The 24,790-nt window shown below is 71.7% G+C and carries 21 protein-coding genes; 13 read left to right on the top strand and 8 right to left on the bottom strand.

Going from position 1 to position 24,790, the window contains the following annotated elements:
• Window positions 1-173 precede the first annotated feature (173 nt).
• Window positions 174-1,289 (top strand): ADP-ribosylglycohydrolase family protein, encoded by a 1,116-nt coding sequence (locus ACFU95_RS11495; protein ID WP_383825222.1) that lies wholly within the window; start codon window positions 174-176, stop codon window positions 1,287-1,289.
• 82 nt (window positions 1,290-1,371) lie between these two features.
• Here ACFU95_RS11495 and ACFU95_RS11490 read toward each other — a convergent pair whose 3' ends face one another.
• Window positions 1,372-2,940 carry a sodium:solute symporter family protein gene (locus tag ACFU95_RS11490; RefSeq protein WP_383825219.1) on the bottom strand — a complete coding sequence of 523 codons (1,569 nt, stop codon included), beginning with the start codon at window positions 2,938-2,940 and terminating at the stop codon, window positions 1,372-1,374.
• A 126-nt stretch (window positions 2,941-3,066) separates the two neighbouring features.
• On the bottom strand, window positions 3,067-3,852 hold the full coding sequence (locus ACFU95_RS11485; protein ID WP_383825216.1) for an SDR family oxidoreductase: 786 nt from the start codon (window positions 3,850-3,852) through the stop codon (window positions 3,067-3,069).
• A 76-nt stretch (window positions 3,853-3,928) separates the two neighbouring features.
• Here ACFU95_RS11485 and ACFU95_RS11480 point away from each other — a divergent pair, with 76 nt between their 5' ends.
• Window positions 3,929-4,768, top strand: coding sequence for a hypothetical protein (locus ACFU95_RS11480; protein ID WP_383825214.1), 840 nt, complete (start codon window positions 3,929-3,931; stop codon window positions 4,766-4,768).
• A 20-nt stretch (window positions 4,769-4,788) separates the two neighbouring features.
• On the opposite strand, the gene ACFU95_RS11475 is transcribed toward ACFU95_RS11480, so the two are convergent.
• Window positions 4,789-6,645: an MFS transporter gene (locus tag ACFU95_RS11475; protein ID WP_383825212.1), complete on the bottom strand. Its 1,857-nt coding sequence runs from the start codon at window positions 6,643-6,645 to the stop codon at window positions 4,789-4,791.
• Window positions 6,646-6,836: 191 nt separating this feature from the next.
• Window positions 6,837-9,428: a D-alanyl-D-alanine carboxypeptidase gene (locus ACFU95_RS11470; protein ID WP_383825210.1), complete on the bottom strand. Its 2,592-nt coding sequence runs from the start codon at window positions 9,426-9,428 to the stop codon at window positions 6,837-6,839.
• A gap of 233 nt (window positions 9,429-9,661) precedes the next feature.
• On the opposite strand from ACFU95_RS11470, the gene ACFU95_RS11465 reads away from it, so the two are divergent.
• The 3 genes from ACFU95_RS11465 to ACFU95_RS11455 all read left to right on the top strand — a co-directional run bounded on the left by ACFU95_RS11465 (window position 9,662) and on the right by ACFU95_RS11455 (window position 12,052).
• Entirely contained in the window at window positions 9,662-10,417 is a 756-nt protein-coding gene (locus ACFU95_RS11465) for a GPP34 family phosphoprotein (protein WP_328881031.1), read from the top strand.
• A 369-nt stretch (window positions 10,418-10,786) separates the two neighbouring features.
• The gene (locus tag ACFU95_RS11460; protein ID WP_383825207.1) at window positions 10,787-11,644 is read left to right on the top strand and encodes a helix-turn-helix domain-containing protein; all 858 of its coding nucleotides are present in this window, start codon (window positions 10,787-10,789) and stop codon (window positions 11,642-11,644) included.
• Window positions 11,645-11,860: 216 nt separating this feature from the next.
• The gene (locus tag ACFU95_RS11455; protein ID WP_030050570.1) at window positions 11,861-12,052 is read left to right on the top strand and encodes a DUF397 domain-containing protein; all 192 of its coding nucleotides are present in this window, start codon (window positions 11,861-11,863) and stop codon (window positions 12,050-12,052) included.
• Between the two features lie 149 nt (window positions 12,053-12,201).
• Here the strand turns inward: ACFU95_RS11455 and ACFU95_RS11450 are convergent, their stop codons facing one another.
• The 3 genes from ACFU95_RS11450 to ACFU95_RS11440 all read right to left on the bottom strand — a co-directional run bounded on the left by ACFU95_RS11450 (window position 12,202) and on the right by ACFU95_RS11440 (window position 14,639).
• Entirely contained in the window at window positions 12,202-13,071 is an 870-nt protein-coding gene (locus tag ACFU95_RS11450; protein WP_383825204.1) for a MerR family transcriptional regulator, read from the bottom strand.
• Window positions 13,072-13,136: 65 nt separating this feature from the next.
• On the bottom strand, window positions 13,137-13,646 hold the full coding sequence (locus ACFU95_RS11445; RefSeq protein WP_383825201.1) for a glutathione peroxidase: 510 nt from the start codon (window positions 13,644-13,646) through the stop codon (window positions 13,137-13,139).
• Window positions 13,647-13,655: 9 nt separating this feature from the next.
• Entirely contained in the window at window positions 13,656-14,639 is a 984-nt protein-coding gene (locus ACFU95_RS11440) for an ArsR family transcriptional regulator (protein WP_383825198.1), read from the bottom strand.
• 98 nt (window positions 14,640-14,737) lie between these two features.
• Between ACFU95_RS11440 and ACFU95_RS11435 the strand changes: the two genes are divergently transcribed.
• The 4 genes from ACFU95_RS11435 (at window position 14,738) to ACFU95_RS11420 (ending at window position 18,637) form a co-directional block, all read left to right on the top strand.
• Window positions 14,738-15,955: an MFS transporter gene (locus ACFU95_RS11435; protein WP_383825195.1), complete on the top strand. Its 1,218-nt coding sequence runs from the start codon at window positions 14,738-14,740 to the stop codon at window positions 15,953-15,955.
• A 60-nt stretch (window positions 15,956-16,015) separates the two neighbouring features.
• Window positions 16,016-17,344, top strand: a complete 1,329-nt coding sequence (locus ACFU95_RS11430; RefSeq protein ID WP_383825193.1) for a histidine kinase — start codon at window positions 16,016-16,018, stop codon at window positions 17,342-17,344.
• Entirely contained in the window at window positions 17,308-17,952 is a 645-nt protein-coding gene (locus ACFU95_RS11425; RefSeq protein ID WP_383825190.1) for a LuxR C-terminal-related transcriptional regulator, read from the top strand. Before ACFU95_RS11430 ends, ACFU95_RS11425 begins: the two co-directional genes overlap by 37 nt.
• Before the next feature lie 115 nt (window positions 17,953-18,067).
• Window positions 18,068-18,637 carry an SAM-dependent methyltransferase gene (locus ACFU95_RS11420; RefSeq protein WP_383825187.1) on the top strand — a complete coding sequence of 190 codons (570 nt, stop codon included), beginning with the start codon at window positions 18,068-18,070 and terminating at the stop codon, window positions 18,635-18,637.
• Between the two features lie 61 nt (window positions 18,638-18,698).
• On the opposite strand, the gene ACFU95_RS11415 is transcribed toward ACFU95_RS11420, so the two are convergent.
• Window positions 18,699-22,049: a BTAD domain-containing putative transcriptional regulator gene (locus tag ACFU95_RS11415; protein WP_383825184.1), complete on the bottom strand. Its 3,351-nt coding sequence runs from the start codon at window positions 22,047-22,049 to the stop codon at window positions 18,699-18,701.
• A gap of 167 nt (window positions 22,050-22,216) precedes the next feature.
• On the opposite strand from ACFU95_RS11415, the gene ACFU95_RS11410 reads away from it, so the two are divergent.
• The 4 genes from ACFU95_RS11410 to ACFU95_RS11395 are packed head-to-tail and all read left to right on the top strand — an operon-like array spanning window position 22,217 to window position 24,707.
• Window positions 22,217-22,621, top strand: coding sequence for a hypothetical protein (locus ACFU95_RS11410; protein ID WP_383825181.1), 405 nt, complete (start codon window positions 22,217-22,219; stop codon window positions 22,619-22,621).
• A gap of 60 nt (window positions 22,622-22,681) precedes the next feature.
• Window positions 22,682-23,023, top strand: a complete 342-nt coding sequence (locus ACFU95_RS11405; protein WP_383825178.1) for a hypothetical protein — start codon at window positions 22,682-22,684, stop codon at window positions 23,021-23,023.
• A complete protein-coding gene (locus tag ACFU95_RS11400) occupies window positions 23,020-24,375 on the top strand; it encodes a hypothetical protein (RefSeq protein WP_383825175.1) in 1,356 nt (451 codons plus the stop codon). The genes ACFU95_RS11405 and ACFU95_RS11400 overlap by 4 nt, the downstream gene beginning before the upstream one ends.
• On the top strand, window positions 24,372-24,707 hold the full coding sequence (locus tag ACFU95_RS11395; RefSeq protein WP_383825172.1) for a hypothetical protein: 336 nt from the start codon (window positions 24,372-24,374) through the stop codon (window positions 24,705-24,707). Before ACFU95_RS11400 ends, ACFU95_RS11395 begins: the two co-directional genes overlap by 4 nt.
• The last annotated feature ends 83 nt before the right edge of the window (window positions 24,708-24,790 follow it).

The following is a 24,790-nucleotide window of genomic DNA, read 5'->3' as shown; positions in this document are numbered from 1 at the left end:
CGGGGGAGCAGGAGCCGCGATGTCACTTGGTACGGCTGATACCTGACCACTCCTGACCACTTTGGCCGCATCCGGTCACACCTCGCATACCGATCCGCCCCCTGAACCGACCGTCCCCGTTCGATTACAGTGACGAACGGTCGGGCGAAAGACGCTGTCACGGGGAGGTCTGGATGGGTGCGACGCTGGGCGCCGTCTGGGGCCGTACCGAACAGCAGGACTTCCGCAGCAGGGTGCGCGGCACCCTGCTCGGCGTGGCCGTCGGGGACGCCCTCGGCGCTCCGGTCGACGGGCTCGGGCTGGAGGAGATCCAGGAGCAGTACGGCGCGGAGGGCCTCGTCGACCTGGGGTTCGGGCACGGCCGGCGCGGTGCCGTGAGCCATCTCACGCAGCTGTCCCTCTTCTCCGTGGACGGGCTGATAAGAGCCCAGGTCAGACGGGACACCGGCGCCTGGCACCCGCCCACCGATCTGCACCGGGCGTATCTGCGCTGGGCCGCCACCCAGCGGGACTGGGGGCCCGACGAGCGCCGCAAGGACGACGGGTGGCTGGCGCGCGAGGAGTGGCTGTACGCCCGCCGCGACCCGACCCGCGCGCTTCTGATCGGCCTCGGCGACGAGACCATGGGGACACTGGAGTCGCCCAAGAACGCGGCCGAGCTCGGGCCCGAGGCCGTCGCCCGTTCCGCGCCCTTCGGGCTGCTCGTCGGCTGGGAGCCGCAGCTCGTCGTGCAGCTCGCCGTGGAGTGCGCGACGCAGACCCACGGCCACCCGATCGCCTACCTGTCGGCGGGCGCGTACGCCGTCATCGTGCACGGGCTGGCCTGCGGGGAGAGCCTTGACGGGGCCGTCCAGCGGGCCCTCGCGCTGCTCGCACCCCGGCCCGGGAACGAGCCCGTGTCGGACGCGTTGCAGCACGCCCTGGGCGCCGTACGGCAGGGCATGCCCACCCCGGCGCGGGTCGAGGAACTCGCGGCCGACGGCTCGGCGGACGGGCTGCTAGCGGCCGCCGTGTACTGCGCCCTGGTCGGCGAGGACGTCCGCCACGGACTGTGCCTCGCCGTGAACCACGACGGTCCCTCCGCCGCCGCGGCCGCCCTCACCGGGGGCCTGCTCGGCGCCCTGCACGGCGAGACGGCCCTGCCCCCGGACTGGCTGGCCGAACTGGAGGGCCGCCCCACGATCCTGGAACTCGCCGACGACTTCGCCATGGAGATGACGCAGGGGCCGGCCCTGCACGGCCCGGCGGGTGCCTCACCGGCGTGGCTGGCGCGCTATCCGCGGGGATGAGCCCCGTGCCGGGACGCGCCGCGTCCCGGCCCCCGTGACGGATGTCTCGGGCGCCGGGCCCAGCCCCGCCTCCTTCAGACCCTCAGTCCTTCGCGCCCGTACGCACGGTGTCCTCCACCGGCCCCGCCGGCACCGCGGCCGCCGCGGCCCCGTCGTCGTCGGTGTTGATCTTCTCGACGATCGCGAGCCGCTCCGGGGTGTCCTCCGGCTTCACGAAGCCGATGAGGATGTACAGGACCAGCGACACCGCCAGCGGGATGGAGACCTGGTACTGGAGCGGCACTCCGCCCTCGATCTGCCAGCTGATCGGGTAGTTGACCAGCCAGAAGGCCAGCAGGCCCATCGACCAGCTGGTGAGCGCGGCCGTGGGGCCGGAGCGGCGGAACGGCCGCAGCAGGCCCAGCATCATCGGGATCGCCATCGGGCCCATCAGACCGGCGACCCACCTGATCACGACGGTGATGATGTCCTTGAAGGTGGGGGAGTTGACCTGGGTCGCCGCCGCCATGGACAGACCGAGGAAGACGACGGTCGTGATCCGGGCGACCCGCAGACCCTGCCCCTCGCTCCAGGTCCGCGCGCGGCGCCAGATCACCGGCGCGCAGTCCCGGGTGAAGACGGCGGCGATGGCGTTGGCGTCGGACGAGCACATGGCCATGGTGTGCGAGAAGAACCCGACGATGACGAGGCCCAGCAGGCCGTGCGGCAGCAGCTGTTCGGTCATCAGGCCGTACGAGTCCGAGCCGTCCGTCTTCTGCGACTCGACCAGCAGCGGCGACATCCACATGGGGAAGAAGAGCACCACCGGCCAGACCAGCCACAGGATCGCCGACAGCCGCGCCGAGCGCTCGGCCTCGCGCGGGGTGGCCGTGGCCATGTACCGCTGGGCCTGGTTGAGCATGCCGCCGTTGTACTCGAAGAGCTTGATGAAGAGGAACGCGAGCAGGAAGACGGTGCCGTACGGCCCGACCAGCGGCTCACCGTGGCCCTGGAGCTCCGGCCGGTCCCAGGCGTCCAGGAAGCCGATGCCCTTGTCGTTCAGCTTCATGATGACCGCGACGAACATCGCGACGCCGGCCAGCAACTGGATGACGAACTGGCCGAGTTCGGTCAGCGCGTCCGCCCACAGCCCGCCGATGGTGCAGTAGACGGCGGTGATGCCACCGGTGATGAGGATGCCCTGGTTCAGCGACACCCCGGTGAACACGGACAGCAGCGTCGCGATGGCCGCCCACTTCGCGCCCACGTCCACGATCTTCAGCAGCATGCCGGACCAGGCCAGCGCCTGCTGGGTCTTCAGGTCGTAGCGGTTCTTCAGGTACTCCAGCGGAGAGGCCACGTGCAGCCGTGAGCGCAGCCGGTTGATACGGGGCGCGAACAGCTTCGAGCCGATGGCGATACCGAGGGCGATAGGGAAGGACCACGTCACGAAGGACGTCACGCCGTAGGTGTAGGCGATGCCCGCGTAGCCGGTGAACATCACCGCGCTGTATCCGGACATGTGATGCGAGATCCCGGACAGCCACCACGGCATCTTGCCGCCCGCGGTGAAGAAGTCGCTGACGTTGTCCACCCGTTTGTGGGACCAGACGCCGATCGCCACCATCACGCCGAAGTAGCCGATGAGCACGGCCCAGTCGAGACCGTTCATGTGCGCCCTCCCAGGGTTCAGCCCGGCGCTCATCGTGGGCGCTGTCGCGTGAACACGACAAGTGAGCGTAAGGTCAAGGGAGGGTAAAAGTGTTCGTCATGAGGTCCTGGGTTCACCCATGTGAACTCATCGCATCAGCTCCCCTGCGTTGACCAGCAACGACTGTCCCGTGAGAGAGCGTGCCCTGTCCGACGTCAGGAACGCCACCGCGTCCGCGACATCCCCGTCCGAGGCGAGATCGGGCAGCGCCATCCGCCCGGTCAGCCGTTTCAGCACGTCCGCCTCGGGCACGCCCTCCGTCTGCGCGGTGAACCGGACGTACGCCTGCACCGGAGGCCCCCACATCCAGCCCGGCAGCACGGTGTTGACGCGGATCCGGTACGGGCCGAGCTCCCGGGCCAGCGAGTACATCGCGCTCGTCAGCGCCCCCTTCGACGCCGCGTACGCCGCCTGCCGCACCTGCGAAGGGGCGGCGACCGAGGACTGGGTCCCGATGAACACGACCGAGCCCCCGCGCTCCTTGAGGGCCGGCAGGCAGGCCCGCGTCATGCGCAGCGACCCCAACAGGTTCACGTCGATCACCGACTGCCAGGTGGTGAAGTCCGCGTCCTGAAGGCCGCCGAAGTAGCTGTCCCAGGCGGCCACGTGGACGACGGCGTCGATCCGCCCGAACCGCTCCCGCGCGAGTGCCGCCAGCGCCTCGCACCGCGTCTCGTCGGTGATGTCGGTCGCCCGGTACGCCGTGTGCGCCCCGTCCGGATCGATCTCGGCCGCGCTCTTGGCGAGGTTGGCCTCCGTGCGCGCTCCGAGGACCGCGTTCCCGCCGTCGCGCACCACCGTGGCGGCGACCTGGTGACCGAGCCCGGCGCCCACTCCCGACACGACGACGGTCCTGCCCGTGAGTAGTGACATTCCGCTGCCTCCCGACTCTGGACGCAATATCTGACGGCCCGTCAGAGTATGGGTGACCGCAGGAAAGGGGAACCGCATGAGCGAGGACACCCGCAGCGAGACGTACGCCGAACTGGCCGCCGTCGGCCCGTACGGGGTCCACCCGGGCCACGCCCTGATCACCATGGTCGAACCCCACCCGGGCCACGAGTACGCCTACAACCGCTGGTACGAGGACGACCACTACTACGCCGGCGCGATGGCCATGCCCTGGATGTACACCGGCCGCCGCTGGGTGGCCACCAGGGACCTCCAGCTCCTGCGCCACCCGGAGAAGTCGGCGATCGCCCAGCCGGTCACCGCCGGCTGCTACCTCTCCACGTACTGGATCACCGCCGGCCGCTACGCCGACCACATGCGCTGGACCGTCGCCATCAACAAGCGGCTCAACCGCGACGCCCGCGTCTACCAGGACCGTACCCACGTCTTCACGGCGTTCCAGGACCACGAGGCCACGGTGTACCGCGACGGCGCGGCCGGCCCCCGCGACTTCCACGCCCTGGACCACCCCTACGCGGGCCTGGTGGTGCAGGTCATCGACGCGGACTCGGCGGAGCGGCGCGCCGAACTGCTGGAGTGGCTGCGCGTCCGCCACCTCCCGAAGCGGCTGGCAGGCTCTCCGACGGCCATGGTGACGGTCTTCCGCCCCACGCCGCTCCCGCTCGACCGCATGTCGTACGTCAAGCAGGTCGAGGGCGTGGACACCCGCCTGACGCTGCTGTGGTTCGTGGAGGCGGACCCGAGGGAGTGCTGGGACGACCACTTCACGGGTCTGGACACGGCGGTCGACGAGTCGGGGCTGGGGAGGGTGGAGCTGCTGGCGCCGTTCATCCCGACCGTTCCGGGAACGGACAGGTACGTGGACCGGCTGCGCTGACGGTCACCGCGCGGCGGCGGTCAGCGCAGCTCCTCCGGGCAGGGCGTCCCGCGCGGCACCCCGTAGGGCGCCGCCAGCCGGTACGTACCGGCCTTCGGGGCCAGCAGCATCGTCCACCGGTCGCCGAAGGCGTCCTCCTCCGTCTCCACCAGACAGCCGTTGACGTTGTCGTACGACTTCGGCTCGTCGTCGGGACGGCTCTTGGACGCCTCCGTCTCCTGCGGCGGGTCGAGCTTCTTGCCCTCGGCGTCGACGATGCTCAGCCACGGCGAGTAGGGGATGCGGATCAGGACGTGACCCGGCTTGCTCACCCGCATCGTCATCTCGCCCTGCTCGGCCCGCTCCACGACCGCGTTCGGCTCGGCGAGCGAGGCCGGGGTGACCACCTTGAACAGCTGCCAGTTGGCGTCGCCCCACACCTGCCGCAGGTACGGCATACCGCGCTGGAGCAGCTCCCGCTCCCGCTCGGCGCCCGTGGGGTCCGGCTCGTCCTTGGGCAGGACCACGAAGTGCACGGCCCAGCGCTTGAGCCACTCGTGATAGTTCGCGGAGTTGAGGGTGTCGTCGTAGAAGAGCGGGTTGCGCTCCATGTCGGCCTGGCGGTTCCAGCCGCGGGCCAGGTTGAAGTACGGCGCGAGCGCGGAGGCCTCGCGGTGGGAGCGGGCGGGTACGACCTCCACCCGGCCCTTCTCGGCGCCGACCTCCTGGAGCTCGTTCACCAGCGGCGCCAGTTCCCGCGCCCAGGAGGCCTCCGGGGCGGCGTGGATGATGTCGTCGACCGTCTTGTAGCCGATCCACCCGACGAAGGTGACCAGCGCCAGCACACCCGCGTACCACTGGCGCGAGCGCGGCACCGTGTACGGCAGCACCGCCACCAGCGCCACCCCGGCGAACAGCATCGCCAGCCGGGTGATGTTCGAGCCGATCTGCGAGCTGACCACCCACACGAGGATGACCGCGAGGCCGTAGACCGCCGACACCAGCCGGACCGTCTTCCACTCCTTGGGGGCGATCACGAACGTCACGACCGCCAGCAGCAGCGGAAGAAGCACCGAACCGATCACCATCGGCTGGGTGCCGGAGAACGGGAACAGCCACGCGGACACGGCCACGACGGCGGTCGGCGCCAGGCCCAGCGCCCATGCGCCCGGCCGCCGCTTCTGAAGGAACAGCGCGACCGCCACGAAGCCCACGAACAGGCCGGCCACCGGCGACGACATGGTGGCGAGCGCGGCCAGCGGGGCCGCGCACAGCGCCTTCGCCCACCGCTTGTAGCGCCACCGGTGCGGCCAGCAGAACACGACGGCGACCGCGCCGAGCGCGAACAGCGTGCCCAGCGCGAAGGTCACCCGCCCGGAGATCGCGTTGGCGATCAGCCCGAAGACCCCGGCGAGCGACGCCCACAGGGGGTTGCGCACCGAGCGGCTGCGCAGCAGCACCAGCGTCAGCAGGCCCGCGGAGATCGTCCCCGCGATCATCATCGTCGTACGGACCCCGAGGACCGACATCAGATACGGCGACACCACGCTGTACGACACCGGGTGCATCCCGCCGTACCAGGCCAGGTTGTACGCCGAGTCCGGATGCCGGCCCACGAACTCGGCCCAGGCGTCCTGGGCCGCGAGGTCGCCGCCGCTGCTCGCGAACGTGAAGAACCAGATGACGTGGAGGAGCCCGGCCAGGGTCGTGATCGACAGCACCGGGTGACGCAGCAGACGCTCCCGCAGGGCATGGACGGCGGCGGTCAGACGCGACGGCGGTCTGTCCTCGGTACGGCGTGGGCCGTCTCCCTGGCGTGGCGCGGGTACGCGTATTCGCGGGCCGGCTCCCCGTCCCGGATCGGCGTCGTCGGCGCGTGTCGGCTCCGCAGTGGCCACGTGTGAGGCACTCCCCGTGCTGTCTTCTGTTCTGGCCGCGTCCCGGATCCCGCGTGTTGTCGGCCCTGTCCCTGAAGCTTCTCCGGCCGCGCCTCGTGAGCGACGACCTGCCCGTTTCGTGACGCTAGCACGCAGCCCGCCGACGAGGCCTGTCGGCGGGCTGCGGTGCCGCGCTGCTTCGCCCTCGCCGGTCAGCCGAGGCGGGTCAGCTTGTCCGTGAAGCCCGGTTCGGCGAGATCGCTCTGCAGGGCGACCGGGATCTTGACCGCGCCGCTGCTTCCGTCACCCACGGTGAGCGTGCCCACCTTGGTGCCGGCCTTCGCCGTGTGCGGCACCTCGTCGGGGGCGAAGGTCAGCCTCACCTTCAGCCCGGACCAGCCGACGGCCTTGACGTCCTTCGTGGCGACGACCGGCGTACGGCCGCCGAGACCGTCGTCGACGTACCCGACGACGTCGCCCTTCTTCAGGATCGTCGCCGACTCCAGCGCGCCCTGAGCGGCGCGGATGAGCTGGTCGCCGCCGTCCAGCGCGGCGCTGAGGATGGTGTTCTCCGGGCCGCCGGCGGGCTGGCGGACGACCGCTCCGATGATGGTGCGGGTCTCGCCGCCGATCTCCTTCTTCGCCGCGAACACGAGGTTGCCGAGGGCGGAGGTGGTGGTGCCGGTCTTGATGCCGACGACGTTGTTCTTGCCGACCAGCTGGTTCCAGTTGGAGTGGTTGACGCCCTTGTAGTCGTCGTACGACATCATCGTGGCGACCTCGCGGAAGGCGGGCTCCTTCATCGCCGCCTTGGCCAGCTTCACCTGGTCCACGGCCGTGCTCACGGTGGTGTCGTTCAGGCCGGAGGGGTCGGTGTACGTCGTGTTCGTCATGCCGAGGTCCTCGGCGGTGGCGTTCATCTTCGCCACGAACGCCTTCTCGGAACCCGCGTCCCAGCGGGCGAGGAGGCGGGCGACGTTGTTCGCGGATGCGATCAGGATGCTTTCCAGGGCCTCGCGCTGGGAGATCTTGTCGCCCTTGGTCACGTTGACCGTCGACTCCTGGCCCGCGTTGGACTGATCCTCGGCGGCCTGGTCGATCCGGATGTCCGGGCCCTCGGCGCCGCTCGCGAGCTCGTGCTCGCGCAGGATGAGGTACGCGGTCATGACCTTGGCGACGCTGGCGATCGGCACGGGCTTCTGGTCGCCCGAGGAGCCGAAGGTGCCGATGCCGTCGACGTCGAGCGCGGCCTGGCCCTGCGCGGGCCACGGGATGTCGATCTTGCTGCCGTCGAAGGTGTAGCTGTCCTCGGCGGTGAGGTCGAGAGTGGGGGCCGGGAGCGGGCGCATGCTCTGTACGACCGCGAAGACGATCACGAGCAGCAGCACCAGCGGGGTCCAGATCTTGACCCGTCGGATGGCCGTGCGGACGGGGGTGTCCGGCGGCGGGGGCGTGTTGGTCAGCTCGGCGAGCAGGTCGAGCGGTGGCCGGGGCGGGAGCGGCTGCTGGGTGGTGCGCTCGGGGCCGACCTGGGGGACGGCGGCGGTGACATCGGGGGTGGGGGCGGGGGCCGACCTCGGGGCCGGGGCCGGGGCCTTGGGGGTGTCCGGCTTGATGTCGGGCTTGAGCGCGACGAACTTGCTGGTGCGCTCGGCAGGGGTTTCGGCGTCGGGCCTGGGGGCCTTCAGCATGGTGGTGGGCTGGTCGACGGCGGGCTTGGCGGGGCGTACGGCCTTGAAGACGGCGGTCGGCTGATCGACGGCCTTGGCCTCGGCTTCGCCTTCGCCTTCGGCCTTGGTGTTCCCACCCGCACCACCCGTGCGGCTCTCGTCGTCGGGTGCGGGTGGCCCCTGCGGGGCGTCCTCGCCGTCGGCGGGTGCCGGTGTGCCGTCCGGGCCGTCCTCCCCGGCCTCGTCCGCGACGGGCTCGGCGGAGTCCGCATCCTCGACGTCCGCCGCGTCTTCGCCGCGCGCGTCGGTGTCCTGGGCGGCCTCGTCCGCGCCCTCGGCGTCCCCGGAGGCCACCCAAGCCGCCACAGCCGCCCTCAGCCGATCGTCACTCTTGCCCCCGGCGCCCTGCGAGCCGTCCGACTCCGCACCCTCGGCGTCCTGCGTGCTCGCGTCCTCAGCAGCCTCGTCGTCCTCAGCCACCGCGCCCTCGGCGTCCGAGTTCGCGCTCCCGGCGTCGTCGCCCTCGGCGTCAGCGCCCTCCGCGGTCGCGTCCTCGGGGGCCTGGGCCTTGTCGACCTCGGAGTCTGAGCTCGCGTCCTGGACCTCAGCGCTCTTCGCGCCTGTGCCCGCAGCTGCCTCGGCGTCGTCGCCCTCGGCCTTCGCGTCCTCGACGTCTGAGCTCGCGCTCCCGGCGTCGTCGGCCGCGGCGCCAGCGCCCTCTGCGCTCGCACCCTCTGCGCTCGCGTCCTCGGGGGCCTCGGCCTCGTCGCCCTCGGCCTTCACGTCCTCGGCGTCCCCGGCAACCCCCGCCTCGGCGTTCCCGGCACCCGGCGCCTCGGCGTCCCCGGCAGCGCCTTCCCCGGCGTCCCCGGTCTTCCCCGTCTTCGCCCTCACCGCGTCCAGTTCCTGCCGCGACAGCACCCTCGTCGCCGTATCCACGCCACCCCGCGGCGCGGCATCGCGGGCCACCGCCAGGCGCGGGTCGGGGCGCTCGGCCGCGTCCGCTCGGGTGGGGCCGTCAGGGTCGGGCCGGGATTCGGGAACCGGGACCGCGCTCCCCGACGTCGGTTCTGCCGACGACTCGCGCTGCTTCGACCTGTCGGGGGACTCGCCCGCCACCGATGCCTCCTCCATGTGCCGCACGCCCTGCGCGCGTCTGCCGAACCGTGAGCCGTTGCCCGGACACGGTGCCCGTACGACCCCCGTGCCGCTGTCCGAACATGTACCAGTGTCCTGTGCGCGGCCCTCATCTGACGCGGTAGACGAGAACGACATACCTACCGGTTCCCTTACGAACCGGTCACGCACCCTCGACAGATGAATGTGAGAGGGGTCACCCTGTCTTTCATCCACGCGGGGAGGCATGGATGGGCAGGAGCCGCAGAACCATTCCGGAGGAGCTTCTACTGCTGGCGTTGGACCCGACCACGGGTACCACCGCACAGCCGCAGTCGCTCGACCTTGGTCTGGCCGGAGCACAGCTAGTGGAGCTGGCGCTGGCCGGACGGATAGCCCCAGACGGGGATCGTATCGCCGTGGTGGCACCACGGCCGACTGGAGATCCGACACTGGACTGCGCGTTGGAGTTGCTGCGAAGGCGTGGCGCTCCCGTGCGTGCCGTCCACTGGATCGGCGGGCCCCGGCTGGGGCTGCGCCAGACCTACCTCTCGCATCTGGAACGGTGCGGCATGGTGCATGCCGTGGCGGGTCAGATGTGCGGGGTGTTGCCGACGACTCGTTACCAGGCGACGGACAACGCCATCAGCCGGGAGATCAGGGCCCGGCTGGATTCAGCGATCCGTACCGGCGTACCGCCGGACCCGCGGACCGCGGCGCTCGCCGCCCTGGCACACGCGGTCGGCCTCGGCAAGCACCTGTATCCGGGGAACGAGGGGCGGTCCTCTCGCTCCCGGTTGCGGGATCTGATCAGGCACGACCCCATGGGCGGTCTCGTCGCGCACGCCGTGATGGACGTCCAGAACGGCGCGGCGGCCCAGCCGCGTCGCAGCCCGGCCCCGGCCGGCCGGCAGGCCGCCCCCGGAGGCAGGGCCGCAGCGGAACCCGCCCGCGGTGTTCCGGTGCAGCCGCGCCGCGGATCCATGGCGCGTGTCGTGGCCCACTGAGCCGCAGTTCCACGACCCGCACCACCGGGCGAATCTGCTGGACCCGCACCACCCGCACCGCACGTACCACTCGCACGCACCACATGCTCCATACGCACGCCACGCGCAGCGCCGCACCGCAGTCCCCACGACCGGTTCGGGAGCCGCTGTCCGCGCGGGGTGACGGGACCGTACGTCCGGACGACGACCGGGTCCCGTCGCCCCGCGCGGCCGTATGTGCCGGGGTTTTGCCGGGGGTGTCCCCGAACTGGCGTGTATCCAGCGCATATCCACCGTTTGCCAGCGGTAGTAAGCACCTTGGTGGCAGTCTGCTCAACAGCAGATACGCAAAGTGGCAATCACAGGCAGGCAGCCGGAGGTGCACGTCCCGTGGCGTCCAATGTCAATCCCACCGTCAGGCGACGCCGGCTGGGCCAGGAGTTGCGCCGGCTCCGCGAGCTCAAGGGCATGACGGCCGAAGAAGTGGCCGAGCGGCTGCTGGTGTCGCAGTCGAAGATCAGCCGGCTGGAGAACGGGCGGCGCAGCATCAGCCAGCGCGACGTCCGCGATCTGTGCGGGGTCTACGAGGTGGAGGACCACCGGATCGTCGACTCCCTGATGCAGATGGCCAAGGATTCGCGGCAGCAAGGGTGGTGGCACTCGTTCGGCGACATCCCGTACAGCGTCTACATCGGGCTGGAGACGGACGCGGCGAGTCTGCGGGTGTACGACCCGCAGGTCGTTCCGGGGCTGTTGCAGACGAAGCAGTACGCGGAGGCCCTGATCGCCGGGGCGTTGCCGGAGACGGCGTCGGCCGAGATCGAGAAGCGGGTCCAGGTGCGGATGCGCCGACAGGAACGAATCTCCACCGAGGAGAACCCGCTCCGGCTGTGGACCGTGCTGGACGAGGCCGCACTGCGCCGCGTCGTCGGCAACCGCTCCCTCATGCGGGACCAGTTGGAGCAACTCGTCGAGCAGTCCCAGCTGCCGCACGTCACCGTGCAGGTCATCCCCTTCGAGATGGGCGCGCACCCCGGCCTCAACGGGCAGTACGCGATCCTCGAGTTCCCGGACGCGGCCGACTCCAGCGTCGTCTACATCGAGGGCGTCACCAGCGACCTGTACCTGGAGAAGGCGAACGACGTGCAGAAATACAGCGTGATGTACGAGCACCTGAGGGCGCAGGCCCTGAACGTCGACCAGTCCCGGCAGTTCATCGCGGACATCGCCAAGGAGTACGCGCGCTGAGAAGCGCCGTACCGTACACCTTCCCCAGGCCGGGATGGAAGACTCCACTGGAATATGCCACCCGGCCGAGTGAATAGTCGCTTCGTCAGCCGATGTTGGCGAGTAGCGTCGATCACGCCACCGAGCAACAAAGGTTGGCGCGAATCGCGCTGCGGGGTCCGGTCCGGACGCGCGGCGTGGTGACAGCAACTCACCATCTGGCAATTCGGAGCAAACATGGCAATTCGTCAGGGTGCCACGGACACGTGGACCAAGTCCTCGTACTCCACAGGGAACGGCGCGTGCGTCGAGATCAAGTCGCCGGCCGTAGCGGCCATGGCGGTACGGGACTCCAAGGTTCCCGAGGGCCCGATCCTGGCGTTCCCCGCGAACGCGTGGAACACCTTCGTGGCGTCGGTCAAGGCGTAAGGGGCGGTTCTGGCTGATCCTCACCCGCAACCGACCGCACGGACAACAACTGCACAAGCACCACAGGAAGAGCCCTCTCGACCAGCCCGCCGTCCTTGCCGAGAGGGCTCGGCTGTGCCCCTGTGCCTACGCCCCGGCCGTCCGCCGGGTCACTTCACCGGGAACGCCACGTCGCACACCGGGTCCTCCGACCCCGCGGCGTCCCAGTCCGCGAAGTACACCTCCCGGCACGGGCCCGCCTGCCACAGCCCCTGCTGCGGAATCCATGTCTCCACCGCCTCGAAGGCAGCCAGGATCTGCGGATGGGCCACCTGCGCCTTGGTGATCCGGGTATAGGCGAGCCGCTGGGCCGGTTCCACGCGCACCTTTGTCTCCCCCGTACGGCCGCGCTTCTCGACCCACTCGCGGGCCGCCGCCTCGTCGGCCACCGGCACGCACGACTCGGCCGGTCCGTCGCTCTCCATCGACACGTCGGAGTGGTACACGACGAACGGCGCCGCAGTGATACCGCCGCACTCCTCCGCCGCCTTCTCAAGGCGTCCCAGCGACGCGCCGATCCAGGCCGGCAGCTCACTCGCCAGCACATGCCGGGTCTCGGTGATCAGCACCTGTTCGGGCACATCCACCGTCTCGACCACGAACTTCCCGTACATCTCGGAGCTCCTCCCCGACAGCCGTCCACGGAGGTATTCGGCCAGTGTCCGCTGCCCCGCCACCCGCGCCTCGACGTCCGCCCAGTACGCGTCGAGCCGGGCGGCGGCCGCGGCCCCGTCCGGCGCCTCGAGCACCTCCGCGATCCGCGCGAGGGGCATGTCCAGCTGGCGCAGAAGCGCCACCAGACGGGCGCGTTCGATCTGGTCGGCTCGGTAGTAGCGGTAGCCGCTGACCTCGTCGACGTGCGTCGGGGCCAGCAGCCCCAGGCGGTCGTACAGGCGCAGGGCCTTGGCCGACAGCCTGGCCCGCGCGGCGAACGCGCCGATGGTGAGCAGTTCGTCGTCCACGGCCTCATCCTCCGTCACCGGGCGGCTCTTCCGCCCGGTGAGAAGGAGGTTCGACCCTGCCCCTGGGGCAAGGTCAACGCCGGTCAGGCGAGCGCGCCCTCCACCGCCGACACGAGCTCGGCGGACTCCGGCTCGGTCTGCGGCGAGAAGCGGGCGACGACCTCGCCGTCCCGGCCGATCAGGAACTTCTCGAAGTTCCAGCGGATGTCGCCGCTGTGCCCCTCGGCGTCGGCGAAGCCGACCAGCCGCTCGTAGAGCGCGTGCCGGCCCTCCCCGTTCACCTCGACCTTCTCGGTCAGCGGGAAGGTCACGCCGTACGTCGCCGAGCAGAACTCGGCGATCTCCTCGGCGCTGCCCGGCTCCTGGCCGAGGAACTGGTTGCAGGGCACGCCGAGCACGGTGAAGCCGCGCTCCGCGTACTGCTCCTGGAGCTTCTCCAGGCCCGTGTACTGCGGGGTGAGGCCGCACTTGGAGGCCACGTTGACGATGAGGACCGCCTTGCCGGCGTACTGGGCCAGGTGCGCGGGGCCGCCCTTCAGCGTGCCGATCTCGACGTCGAGGGGAGAGGTGCCGTTGTTCTCTGTGGTCGTCATAAGCGGATGCTAACTCCGGTAAGTGTCGGGTCGGCGCTGGGCCTCCACCAACACCTCCCCGGCCGCCGTCCGCGAGTACAGCACCGACCGCCCCGCCCGCCGCCGCTCCACCAGCCCCGCGTCCAGCAGCACCCGCAGATGCCGCCCGACCGAGCCCAGCCCCTGCCCGGTCACGGCGACCAGCTGGGTGGTGGAGAGAGGGGAGTCGAGGAGGACGAGCACCGCGGCGCGCGCGGCCCCCAGCAGCGCGCCCAGGCTCGCGGGCACGGTCCGGGCGCCGGGGTCGGCCAGGGCGCCCGCGCACGCGTAGACGATCGCGTACCGGTCGGGGTCCTCCCAGGACACCCAGCCGCCCTTCGGGGTGACAGGCACGAAGACGAGTTCGGCGCCGGAGATCTCGCGTGGCGGGTACTCCTGCAGATTCACCTGGAGCCGGCTGTCGCCGAGCCAGCGCGTGCGCCCCGGCCGCAGCGAGTCCAGGGCGGCCGCCCAGCCGCCCCGGCTCACCTGAGCGGTCCGGGCGACCACATCGGCCTCCAGGACGCGCCGGCGCCGGTCCCAGTCCGGGCGTACGGCCTCGGTCCAGACGTAGGCGAGAAGCGCGGCGGCGCGTTCCGGCAGGTCGTCCCGGTCCAGTACGGCGGGGAGGGGGCCGGCGAGGGAGACGGTGAGGTGGGCGCGGGCCTCGCCGGGGTCGGCCGCGCGGACCCGTGCCAGGCCCTCCTCGATGGTCTCCCCGTCCCTCGGGGTGGGGGTGAGGAAGTCGGCGATCCAGCCCTTGCCGAGCCCGGCGCGCACCAGCCGTGCGGTGACCGGGTCGGCGGCGAGGCGGGCCCGGTAGCCGGGCAGCCGGGCGTCCAGCCAGGAGCGTTCACCGGGGTGGGCGGCCGCCTCCGAGTGCAGCAGCTTCAGCGCGGCGAAGGTCTCCGCGAGCGGGGAGATGAGGAAGCGGCTCCCGGCGAGGGTGTCGGCGTTGATCTGCCACCAGCCCATACCGCCGCCCGCCCCCTCGCTCTGTCGTTCCCCCGGGCTACCTTTCGCGCCCCCGCGAAACAATAACGACGCGTCGCCGGTCCCCGCAGACTCCGCGTATGCGCAGCTACCGACAGCTCTTCCGCACCCCGGAGTTCACCCCGCTCTTCCTCGCCTCCTCGGCCAACGTGCTGGCCCAGACGATCGGCGGTCTGGCCCTGGGCACGCTGGTGTTCCAGGCGACGGCCTCGCCCCTGCTGTCCGCGGTGAGCATGTTCGGGCCCTCGCTGACGCAGGTGGTCGGGGCGACGTTCCTGCTGTCGGGCGCCGACCGTCTGCCCCCGCGGTCCACCCTGACCGGCATCGCCCTCGTCTTCGCCGCCGCCACGGCCGTACTCGCCCTGCCCGCGCTTCCCGTCTGGGCCGTCTTCGTCGTCCTGTTCGGCCAGGGTCTGGTCGCCTCGCTCGGCGGGGGAGTGCGCTGGGGGCTGGTGAACGAGATCCTCTCCAAGGACGGCTTCATGCTGGGGCGTTCGGTCTTCAACATGATGGTCGGGATCGCGCAGATCCTCGGATTCGCCACCGGCGGCATCCTGGTGACCGTCCTCTCCCCGCGGGTGTGTCTGCTGCTCGCGGCGGCGCTGTACGTCGTGTCGGCGGTCGTGGTCCGGCTGTGTCTGACCGCACGCCCGCCGCGCGCGCAGGGCCGGCCGTCCGTCGCGGCGACCTGGCGCGCCAACGCCCTGCTGTGGTCCTCCCGCCCCCGCCGCCACCTCCTGCTGGGCCTGTGGCTGCCCAACGGTCTCGTCGTCGGCTGCGAGTCCCTCTACGTCCCCTACGCCCCCGCGCACGCGGGCACGCTGCTGGCCTGTGCGGCGCTGGGCATGTTCGTCGGGGACGTGACGGTGGGCCGGCTGGTGCCGCCCGCCGTGCGCCGACGCCTCGGCACCCCGCTGCTGGTCCTGCTGGCGACGCCGTATCTGCTGTTCTTCCTGCGTCCGCCGCTGCCGCTCGCCGCGCTCGCCGTCGCCGTGGCCTCGGTCGGCTTCGGGGCGAGCCTGGTCCAGCAGGAGCGGCTCATGGCCCTGACGCCGACCGAACTCAGCGGCCACGCCCTCGGACTGCACGGCTCCGGAATGCTCACCATGCAGGGCGTGAGCGCCGCCCTGGCCGGTTCGGTCGCCCAACTGACCTCTCCCGCGACGGCGATGACGGTCATGGCGGTCAGCTCGCTGACGGTGACCGTGACCTTGGCGGTGGTGAGCCGCAGTGATGCCCGGGACGGGGAAAGGGGAGTTTTTCCCACCGACGTCGCGCCCCGGGTGTCGCCAGAATGAGAGCACGTGCACGGGCGCCTGGCCCGCGCACCGCACAGGGGACAGAGGGGAGCGAGTCGTATGGACCACGCGACGCGGCTCGGGGGGAACCGTCCGCCCGACGAGATCAAGGAGCCCAGGGGGTTCTCCGTCACGGCCGGATGGGTGGGACTGCGGCGGGCGCTGACCCTGTGCTGGACGGCGACGGCGGCCTTCGGCCGGTCGCTGTCGGTCTGCGGGGCGATCAGCCTGATGGGACCCGGCCTCGGTCTGGTGCCGCGCGCCATGGAGGGGATCCGTGACCTGGCCGCCCGCCGGCGCGAACTGGCGCTGCGCTGGTCGGGCGTGGAGATACCGGGCCCGCCCGGACCGCTGCCACCCGCACCCGAGGGTGCCTCCGGGGTGGTCGCCCGCTACCGGTGGATCATGAGCGACCCGCAGACCCGGCGGGAGTACGTCTGGGTGCTGGTCGACCCCCTGGCGGGCGCGCTCCTCGCCTTCCTCCCCCTCGCCCTGGTCCTCAGCGGGGTGTGGGGCGTCTTCCTCGCCTTCTTCGGCGTCCCGCTCTCCGCCGAGTGGGACGGCCTCTGGTACCAGTTCATCCCGGTCGAGGGCCGGGCCACCGCGGTGCTCGCCGGTGTGCTCGGCGCTCTCCAGCTGCCGCTGGCGCTGTGGTCGGCGCCGCGCGTCGTGCGCCGGCACGCCCTGTACACCCGCGCGATGCTCGCCCCGAGCGAGAGCGAGCTGATGGCCGGCCGCATCCAGCACCTGGCCGCGACCCGCTCCGACGCCGTGGACACGCAGATGGCCGAGATCCGCCGTATCGAACGAGACCTGCACGACGGTGCCCAGGCCCGCCTGGTGGCGATGGGCATGACCCTGGACGCCGCCGAGAACCTCCTGGAGACCAACCCCGAGGCCGTCCGGGCCCTGCTCGCCGAGGCCCGCGAGTCCTCCGCCAAGGCGCTGGCGGAACTGCGCGACCTGGTCCGCGGCATCCATCCGCCGGTCCTCGCCGACCGTGGACTCGCGGACGCGGTAAGGGCGTTGGCGATGGTCAGCCCGGTCCGCGCCGAGGTCCAGGTCGACCTGCCGGGCCGCCCGGAGATGCCGGTCGAGTCGGCCGTGTACTTCGCGGTCTCCGAGCTCCTGGCCAACGTCGCCAAGCACTCCGGCGCCGACCGGGCGTCGATCGACATCCACTACGATCACGGCGCGCTGCGCATCACCGTCACCGACGACGGCCGGGGCGGCGCGGACGCCTCGCGCGGCAGCGGTCTGCGGGGCATCGAGCGCCGGCTCGCCACCTTCGACGGGGTGCTGGCCGTGAACAGCCCCGTGAACGGACCGACCCTGGTGACGATGGAGCTTCCGTGCGTATTGCCCTCGCCGAAGACCACTTCCTCCTGAGGGACGGGCTCGTCCGGCTGCTCGGCGCCCACGGCCACGAGGTCGTCGCCGCCGTGGACAACGGTACGGAACTGCTGGACGTGCTCGTCAGCAAGCGGCCGGACGTCGCGGTCGTCGATGTACGCCTGCCGCCGACGTTCACGGACGAGGGGCTGCGCGCGGCGCTCGCGGCCCGTGAGCGGCTGCCCGACCTGCCGGTCCTGCTGCTCTCCCAGTACGTGGAGCCGCTCTACGCGCGCGAGTTGCTGGCCGGCGGCGGCCGGGGCGTCGGCTATCTGCTGAAGGACCGTGTCACCAACGGGGCCCGGTTCCTGGACTCCATCCGGCGGGTGGCCGAGGGCGGCACCGCGATGGACCCCGAGGTGGTCGCCGGGCTCCTGGCCCGCAAGGAGCGCGACGCGGCCGTGGGCAGCCTCTCCGGGCGCGAGCGCGAGGTCCTGGAGTGGTTGGCCCAGGGCCGCTCCAACGCGGGGATCGCACAAGGGCTGTTCATCTCGGAGAAGGCCGTCGCCAAGCACATCGGCAACATCTTCACCAAGCTGGGGCTGCTGCCGACGGACGGCGACAACCGCCGGGTACTGGCGGTGCTCGCCTATCTGGACCAGTGACGTCCGCCCGGCCTCCGGCAGGGGAACGGGTTGGCCAAAACCTCACGGTGTGTGAGGTAGATGCGCGTCAACTCGCTTGTTGGACAAGGGAGTTGACCTAGGTTGGTAGCGCCGTGTGACGTCCAGGGGAAGGGCGTCACACGGCGTCCGGTCCGGCGACGAGATCAAGGAGATCTTCCCGGGCCTGGTCGACGTGGCCCTCACCGGCCTGCCGACCGCCGACAACACCCACCAGGTCGCCCAGCGCGTGGCCCCGGACGCCCGGATCGTCTACGTCGACAACGACCCCGTCGTCCTCGCCCACGCGAGCGCCCTGCTCACCAGCACCCCCGAGGGCATGACCGCGTTCCTGGACGCCGACCTCCACGCGCCCGAGGCCGTCCTGGACGCCGCCGCGGCCACACTGGACCTCTCCCGGCCGGTCGCCCTGATGATCCTCAACACCCTCGGCCACGTCGCCGACCACGACCGGGCCCGCGACCTGGTGCGCCGCCTCCTGGCCGGCCTCCCCTCGGGCAGCCACCTCGTGATCAGCGACAGCACGGCGACGAGCGAGGGCATGATCGCCGCGTCGGAGGCGTACAACGCGAGCGGCGCGGTGCCGTACCACGTGCGCAGCATCGGCGAGATCGCCGCCTCTTCGACGGCCGTGGACGCCTACTGTGGGATGGGCCGCAAGCTCTGAGCGGCCGACCGCCGGCCGGGGCCGCGGGGCTCCTCACGGCGGGCTCTCCCCGCCCGGGCACTCACGGGCGCCCGTACTCCTCCGTCGGCACGCCCATGTCCGAGAAGGCGGCCAACGCCTGCCGCATCGCCGGTCCGGCCGCCGGGTCCGCGGTCCCGCGGAGGGCACGGCCGAGCGCCACCAGGGTGCGGGCCTCGCCGAGTCGGTGGCCGGTCCGGCGGTGGACGGCCAGGGCCTCCCGGCCGAGCGCGACGGCCGTGCCGTACGCCGCCTCGGACCCCGCCAGCTCGCACAGGGCCGTCAGAGCCTGGCCCTCCACCACGCGGAAACCGTGCTCGCGCGCCAGGCTCAGGGCCTGCTCGGCGTGGCCGCGGGCCTGGTCGTGCCGGCCCGACCGCATGTAGGTGAGGGACAGCCCCAGGAGGCTGTCCGCCTCGGTGCGCCTGAACCTCGCCTCGCGGGCCAGGACCAGGGCCTGCCGGGCGGCCAGCAGCGAGCGGTCGAGATCCGCCAGTTCGCGGTGCGCGGCAGCGACCGTGGTGAGAATGCCGGCCTGAATCCAGCGCCGTCCCCTGCCCTCGACCATGGCGAAGGCACGCTCGGCCTGCCGCAGCGCCTCCTCCTGGCGGCCGAGCTCGATATTGATCTTCGCGACGGCGTCGACCATCATGGCGCGGTCGTTGCGAAAACCGCTCCTCTCGTCGGCGCTCACCTCGGGCCCGAGCATGTCGAGGCCGTCGGCCAGCCGGCCGAGTTCCCAGTACACCCAGCCCAGGTTCTGCAGAGCCAGGCTGTTGTCGTTCCAGCCGATCTCCTCGTTTCGGCTGATGGCCAGTTCGAGGTGGTCGGCGGCCTCGCGCAGCCGGCCCAGATCCCGGCAGGTCACGCCGAGGACGACCTGCCCCAGCGCTTCGAGGGGGCGATTGCCGGCTTCCCGGGCGATCCGCAGGCCCGTGGTGACGTGCTCGTGGGCGCTGTCGAGGCGCGCCATGCTCCACTCGGCCTGGGCCAGCCCGCCGAGCGCCGATGCCTGCCCCGTCGCCCAGCCGGCCTTCCGGCTGATCTCCATGACGCGCGTGTGGTGATCCATCGCCTGCCCGGCACGGCCGCGGTCCGACTGGAGCAGCCCGAGGCTGCTGTGCATGGCCGCCTGACCGAACAGGTCGCCCTCCGCCGTGGCCGCCTCCAGCGCCACCTGCGCGGTGGCCTGCCAAGTGGACCTCGGCAGATGGAGCCAGAAGTAGCCGAACAGGGCGTTGGCCAGGTGCCAGGCGGCGGGGCGGGGACCGTGGCGGGCGGCATGGTGGATGAGGGCGAGCAGATTCGCCCGCTCCGCCTCCAGCCACTGTGCGGCTCCGGCCGCGGCGGGAAGGCCCGGCTGACCGGAGTGGTGGAGGTCGCGGGGCAGCTCCGGGAAGAGCCAGGTCCCCGAGACCGTGCGAGCGGCGTTCACGTACCAGACCAGGACGCGCCGCGACGCGGCACCGCGGTCCGCCGCGGTCTCCTCCGCCCGCGCACGCTTGCGCGCGTACTCACGAAGGAGGTCGTGGAACCGGTATCGGCCGGCTGCCGCGGGTTCGACGAGGTGGGCCGCGGCCAACGAGCTGAGCAGCCGTCGGGCCTGGGACAGCGGCACGTCCAGGAGGGTCGCGGCGACCTCGGCGGTGCACTCCGGTCCGGGGAAGAGCCCCAGCAGGCGGAACAGCCGGCGCCCGGCAGGAGGCAGGACGCGGTACGACGCCGAGAACGCCATCCGCAGCGGGGAACTGTCGTCACCGTCCGGCTCCAGCGCCTCCAGCCGGTTGCCCCCGGACATCTCGGTGACCAGGTCGGCCAGGCGCAGGCCGGGATCGCCCGCCAGCCGGGCGGCGGCCACCCGCAGCGCCAGCGGGAGGCTGCCGCACAGCCGGATCAGCGCGTCGACCGCGAGCGGCTCGGCGGACAGCCGCTCCGCGCCGAGTGCCTCGCCCAGCAGCGCGCGGGCCTCGTCCGGCAGCAGCAGGTCCAACGGCAGGGCGTGCGCCCCGTCACGGGCCACGAGATCGCCGAGCCGGTTGCGGCTGGTGACGACGACACAGCAGGACGGGCTGCCCGGGAGCAGCGGCCGGACCTGAGCCGCCGAAGCGGCGTTGTCCAGCAGGACCAGCAGTCGACGGCCGGCCAGCAGCGTCCGGTACCTGCGGGCCTGGGCCTCGTCGCTCGACGGGATCTCCGACGCTTCCAGCCCCAGGCCGCGCAGGAGGAGTTCGAGGGCCTCGCCGGATTCGAGCGGCGGCCGGTCGTGGTCGAACCCGTGAAGGTTCACGTACAACTGACCGTCGGGAAAGCGATCGCGCACCTGGTGCGCCCAGTGGACCGCCAGGGCGGTCTTGCCGATCCCGGCGGCGCCGCCGATGGCGGAGATGACCACGGTGTTCGCCGGACTGTGGCCCCGGCCCTGGCCCCGCTCCGGCGGAAGCAGCGCGTGCAGTCGGGCGAGTTCGCCGGTGCGTCCGGCGAATCCCGCGGCGTCGTGGGGCAGTTCGGCCGGCACGACCGCTGCTTGGTCGTCAGGGCCGACAGAGCCGTCAGGGGCGTCAGGGCCGCCGGAGCCGTCAGGGCCGTTCGGTCCGTCGCGGAGGACGAGTCCGGAGGCGGCCGTCCGGGTGGGAGGCGTCGCCGGAGCGAGGAGGCGGGCGTCGTCCTGGCGCAGCACCGCCTCGTGCACCCGGCGCAGCTCCTCACCGGGATCGACGCCGAGCTCCTCACGCAGACGGATGCGTATCTCCTGAAAGGCGTTGAGCGCCTCGGCCTGGCGTTCGCAGCCGTACAGGGCACGCATCCGCCATGCCAGCAGTGACTCGTCGTACCGGTCGGAGGCGGACGGCGTGGCGATGTCGTCCAGGGCATCGCCGAACCGGCCGAGCAGAACCAGGCATTCGAGGCGGCCCAGCCGGAGGGTGCGCCGCCGCTCCAGCAGCCGTTCCCGCTCGGCCCGAGCGAACGGGCCGGGCAGGTTGGCCAGGGGCTCGCCGCGGTACAGCGCGAGCGCCGCGGACAGTCGCTCCGTCGCGGTGGCCAGGTCGCCGGACGTCTTCGTACGCAGGGCCGCATCGCCCCGCTCGACCAGGTCCGCCACATCGAGCCGGACCTCGTCGACGACGAACCGGTACCAGCCCTTGCCGCTGCGGATCACCGACGCCGTGTGCCGGACGCCTTCCGCGTCGAGCGCCCTGCGCAGCGGGTTGACGTGACTGGCCAGCACCTTGATTCCGGAGGCGGGCGGCTCCGATCCCCACACCCCGTCGAGCAGTTGCTCATGGCTCACCACGGCACCCTGACGGAGCAGCAACGCCGCCAGCACGGCCTGCCGCTTGAGGGGCCCCGGATCCAGGAGTGTGCCGCCCCGCCAGGCCCGTAACGGCCCGAGCACCTCTATTCGAAGCTCCTGAGGAGATCTCCCGCCCACCCGTGCCCCACCCCAACTCGCCCTACCGCGCCCGCTCCGGCCCATCATCGGAAATTCATCAGCATTGCAGCACCCCCGGACAGGCTGGCGGACACGACATCGCACAACCCGCACAACCGAAGGGGGCCCGAGTGACCGAAGCCGAGTTGGTGGCCACCGCGTTGGCCGCAGGAGCGGCGTCCGGACTCACGGACACCGCGAGCGGAACCGTCCACGACCTCTACTCCGGGCTGAAGGCCGCCGTCCACCGCCGACTGGCCGGGAGCGGCACCCCCGGTGGGCACAGCGGGGGCGGCGCGGGCGGCGGCACGGGTGGCTACGGCGTACGTGTGCTGGACGCCTACGAGACCGACCCCGACGTCTGGCGGACGCGGCTGCTCCAGGCCCTGACGGGCGTCGCGGTGGAGGGGGATCCGGAGATCCTCGCGGCGGCCCGCGCCGTGCTCCGCGCGGAGCGCCGCACGAGCCACCCCGTGGTGGCCCGGGCGGCGGAGCGGAGGGCGTGGGCGGGGGGCGGGCGGCCGGGCAGGACGTGACAGGTTGCAGCCGCAACTGGCATGCTCACGGTCGCGATCACTGTCGACATCGGGGGAACGATGAGCACAGGGCCAGGAGGGTTCTCGGCACGAGCCGAGTCCATCGACGGCAGTTCACATCTTCTGAACGAGCTGGCCGGACTGCTGTACGCCGGGCGCATGGACGGCGAGAACGCCACGCAGTGTCGCGTGCCGCGCTCACATCCCCAAGTGGCCGAAGCCGTCACGGACTTCGCTCGGTACGCGCAGGACCAGTACGGGGACCTGGTGACGTTGCTGTCGGCCCTGTCGACCAAGCTCCAGTCGACGGGGAACGCCTACGTGAAGGCCGACGCGGGTGCGCGGCGGGCGATGGACGACCTGCTCGACAAGGGGCGCTACGTCGCCCCCGAGGACCGGTGAGCGAGCGCATGGCCTACCGCGCGGACGTGGAGTTCCTCGACGCGTCGAACCCGCAGCTGATCGAACGGGCCGCAGCCGAGTACGGCCGCCTGCACACCCTCCTGGCTTCGTGCGACGACGACTTCCGCAAGGCCGGCAGGGTCGAGTGGGAGAGCGAACACCGGGAGCGGTACACCCAGCGGCTGAAGGAGGCACTCGACCTGGCGGAGCACCTCTGCGCGGCCTTCCGGCGTGTGCGCGGGGCGTTGGACGACTACGCGACGGCTGTCGAACTGGCCAAGGGGCACTTCGCGAGCGGGCAGGCCACAGAAGACCGGCTGGTCGAGGTGATGTCCCGGGAAGCCGTCGCGATCACTCCCACGGCGCGCGCCGCCGAGCCACTGCGTCAGTGGGAGGACCTGAGAAGCACCACCGGCTTCCTCGACTGGGCGGCGGAACTCACCGCCGACGTGGACGCCATCCGCGAAGAGGCCGAGCACTACTACAACGCGACCAGGAACCACTACGGCGACGCCGGGCGGGTGGAGTCCGCGGCCCGAGAGGACTGCGTGCACGAGATACGGGCAGCCCTGCGGTCCCTTCCGGACTTCCGTGGCGGAGACAGCACCTACCCCGCCCTGCTGGCCGGCGCCGTGGACGCGCTGCGCCGCGAAGTGAGCGACGCGAGCCACAACCCGAACGCCCAGCTTCCCGGCACCGGCGTGAAGATCGACTCGATTCCCGGCGTATCGAGCGACACCGCGGTCTCGCCGACGCTGCAGCGCATCCGGGACAGGCTCACACATCTGCCCGGCGCCCAGGACCACTACCTCTATCTGCCGTCCGACGACGACGCCGGCCGGCGCGAGTACATCTCGGGGAACAGGGCGCTCATCAACGACGCCGCGCGCCACTCCGGGCTGCCCCCCGAGATGGTGGCGGGCATCGCCTGGATGGAAGTCGAGGGTGACCCTTCCTGGATCGACGAGGCCGCCTACGGGGTCCGACGTCACGTACCCGGTACGGGAGAGGCGGACCAGACCTCCATGGGGCCGATCGCCATCCAGGTGCGCCGGTCCGCCGAAGTGCTCGGCTACGACCCGGAGAACCTCACGGACGCACAGCGCGAAGAGGTGGTCGACGCGACCAAGGACCCGGGCCAGAACCTCTACATCGCCTCGGAGTACCTCGCCCAGGTCAAGGCCGAGAGCGAGTTCGCCGACGTGCCGCCGGAGCAGATGACCCGGGAGCAGATGCGGGAACTCGCGACGCGCTACAACGGCGGCCCCTACTACCGGAGCGATCACGCTCAGGCCTACGGCCAGGGATTCGACGCGCACGTGGACGACGCGAAGCGGGCACTCGGATCATGACCGGGGCGGGGCCCTCGAGGGCGACGCGGACGCCACGGGCGTCCCGGGGCAGAGGTGTCGCCTGCGCGGTCGTACTGGTCACGGGCTTCCTCCTGGCGGGAGCGGCCACCGCTGTCGCCTACCTGTCGAACCCGCTCGGCCCCTGGGACCACCAGTCCTACGACCACATCCAGCTGTTCGGCACCCTCGGGCTCTTCTTCGCCCTGCTCAACGCACCGGTCGCCGTTCTGGCCGTCACACGCCGCTGGCTGCGGCCGTGGTGGCTCGTTCCGTGTGTGCTGGTCACGGCGGCGGCCTGGGGACGCCTCACCGTGTTCTTCCCGGCACGCTGACCTGCCGTGATGGGCGCACGCCCTCGCCAGGCACGACCACGTGTTGGCGCCGGCTTCGAAGGTCGCGGGGTCGCTGTGCACGG

It is taken from the genome of Streptomyces sp. NPDC057623 (genome assembly GCF_042800355.1).
Classification (GTDB): Bacteria; Actinomycetota; Actinomycetes; order Streptomycetales; family Streptomycetaceae; genus Streptomyces.
The sequence above is the reverse complement of the archived record's forward strand: the minus strand, read 5'-3'. Positions and strand labels throughout refer to the sequence as shown.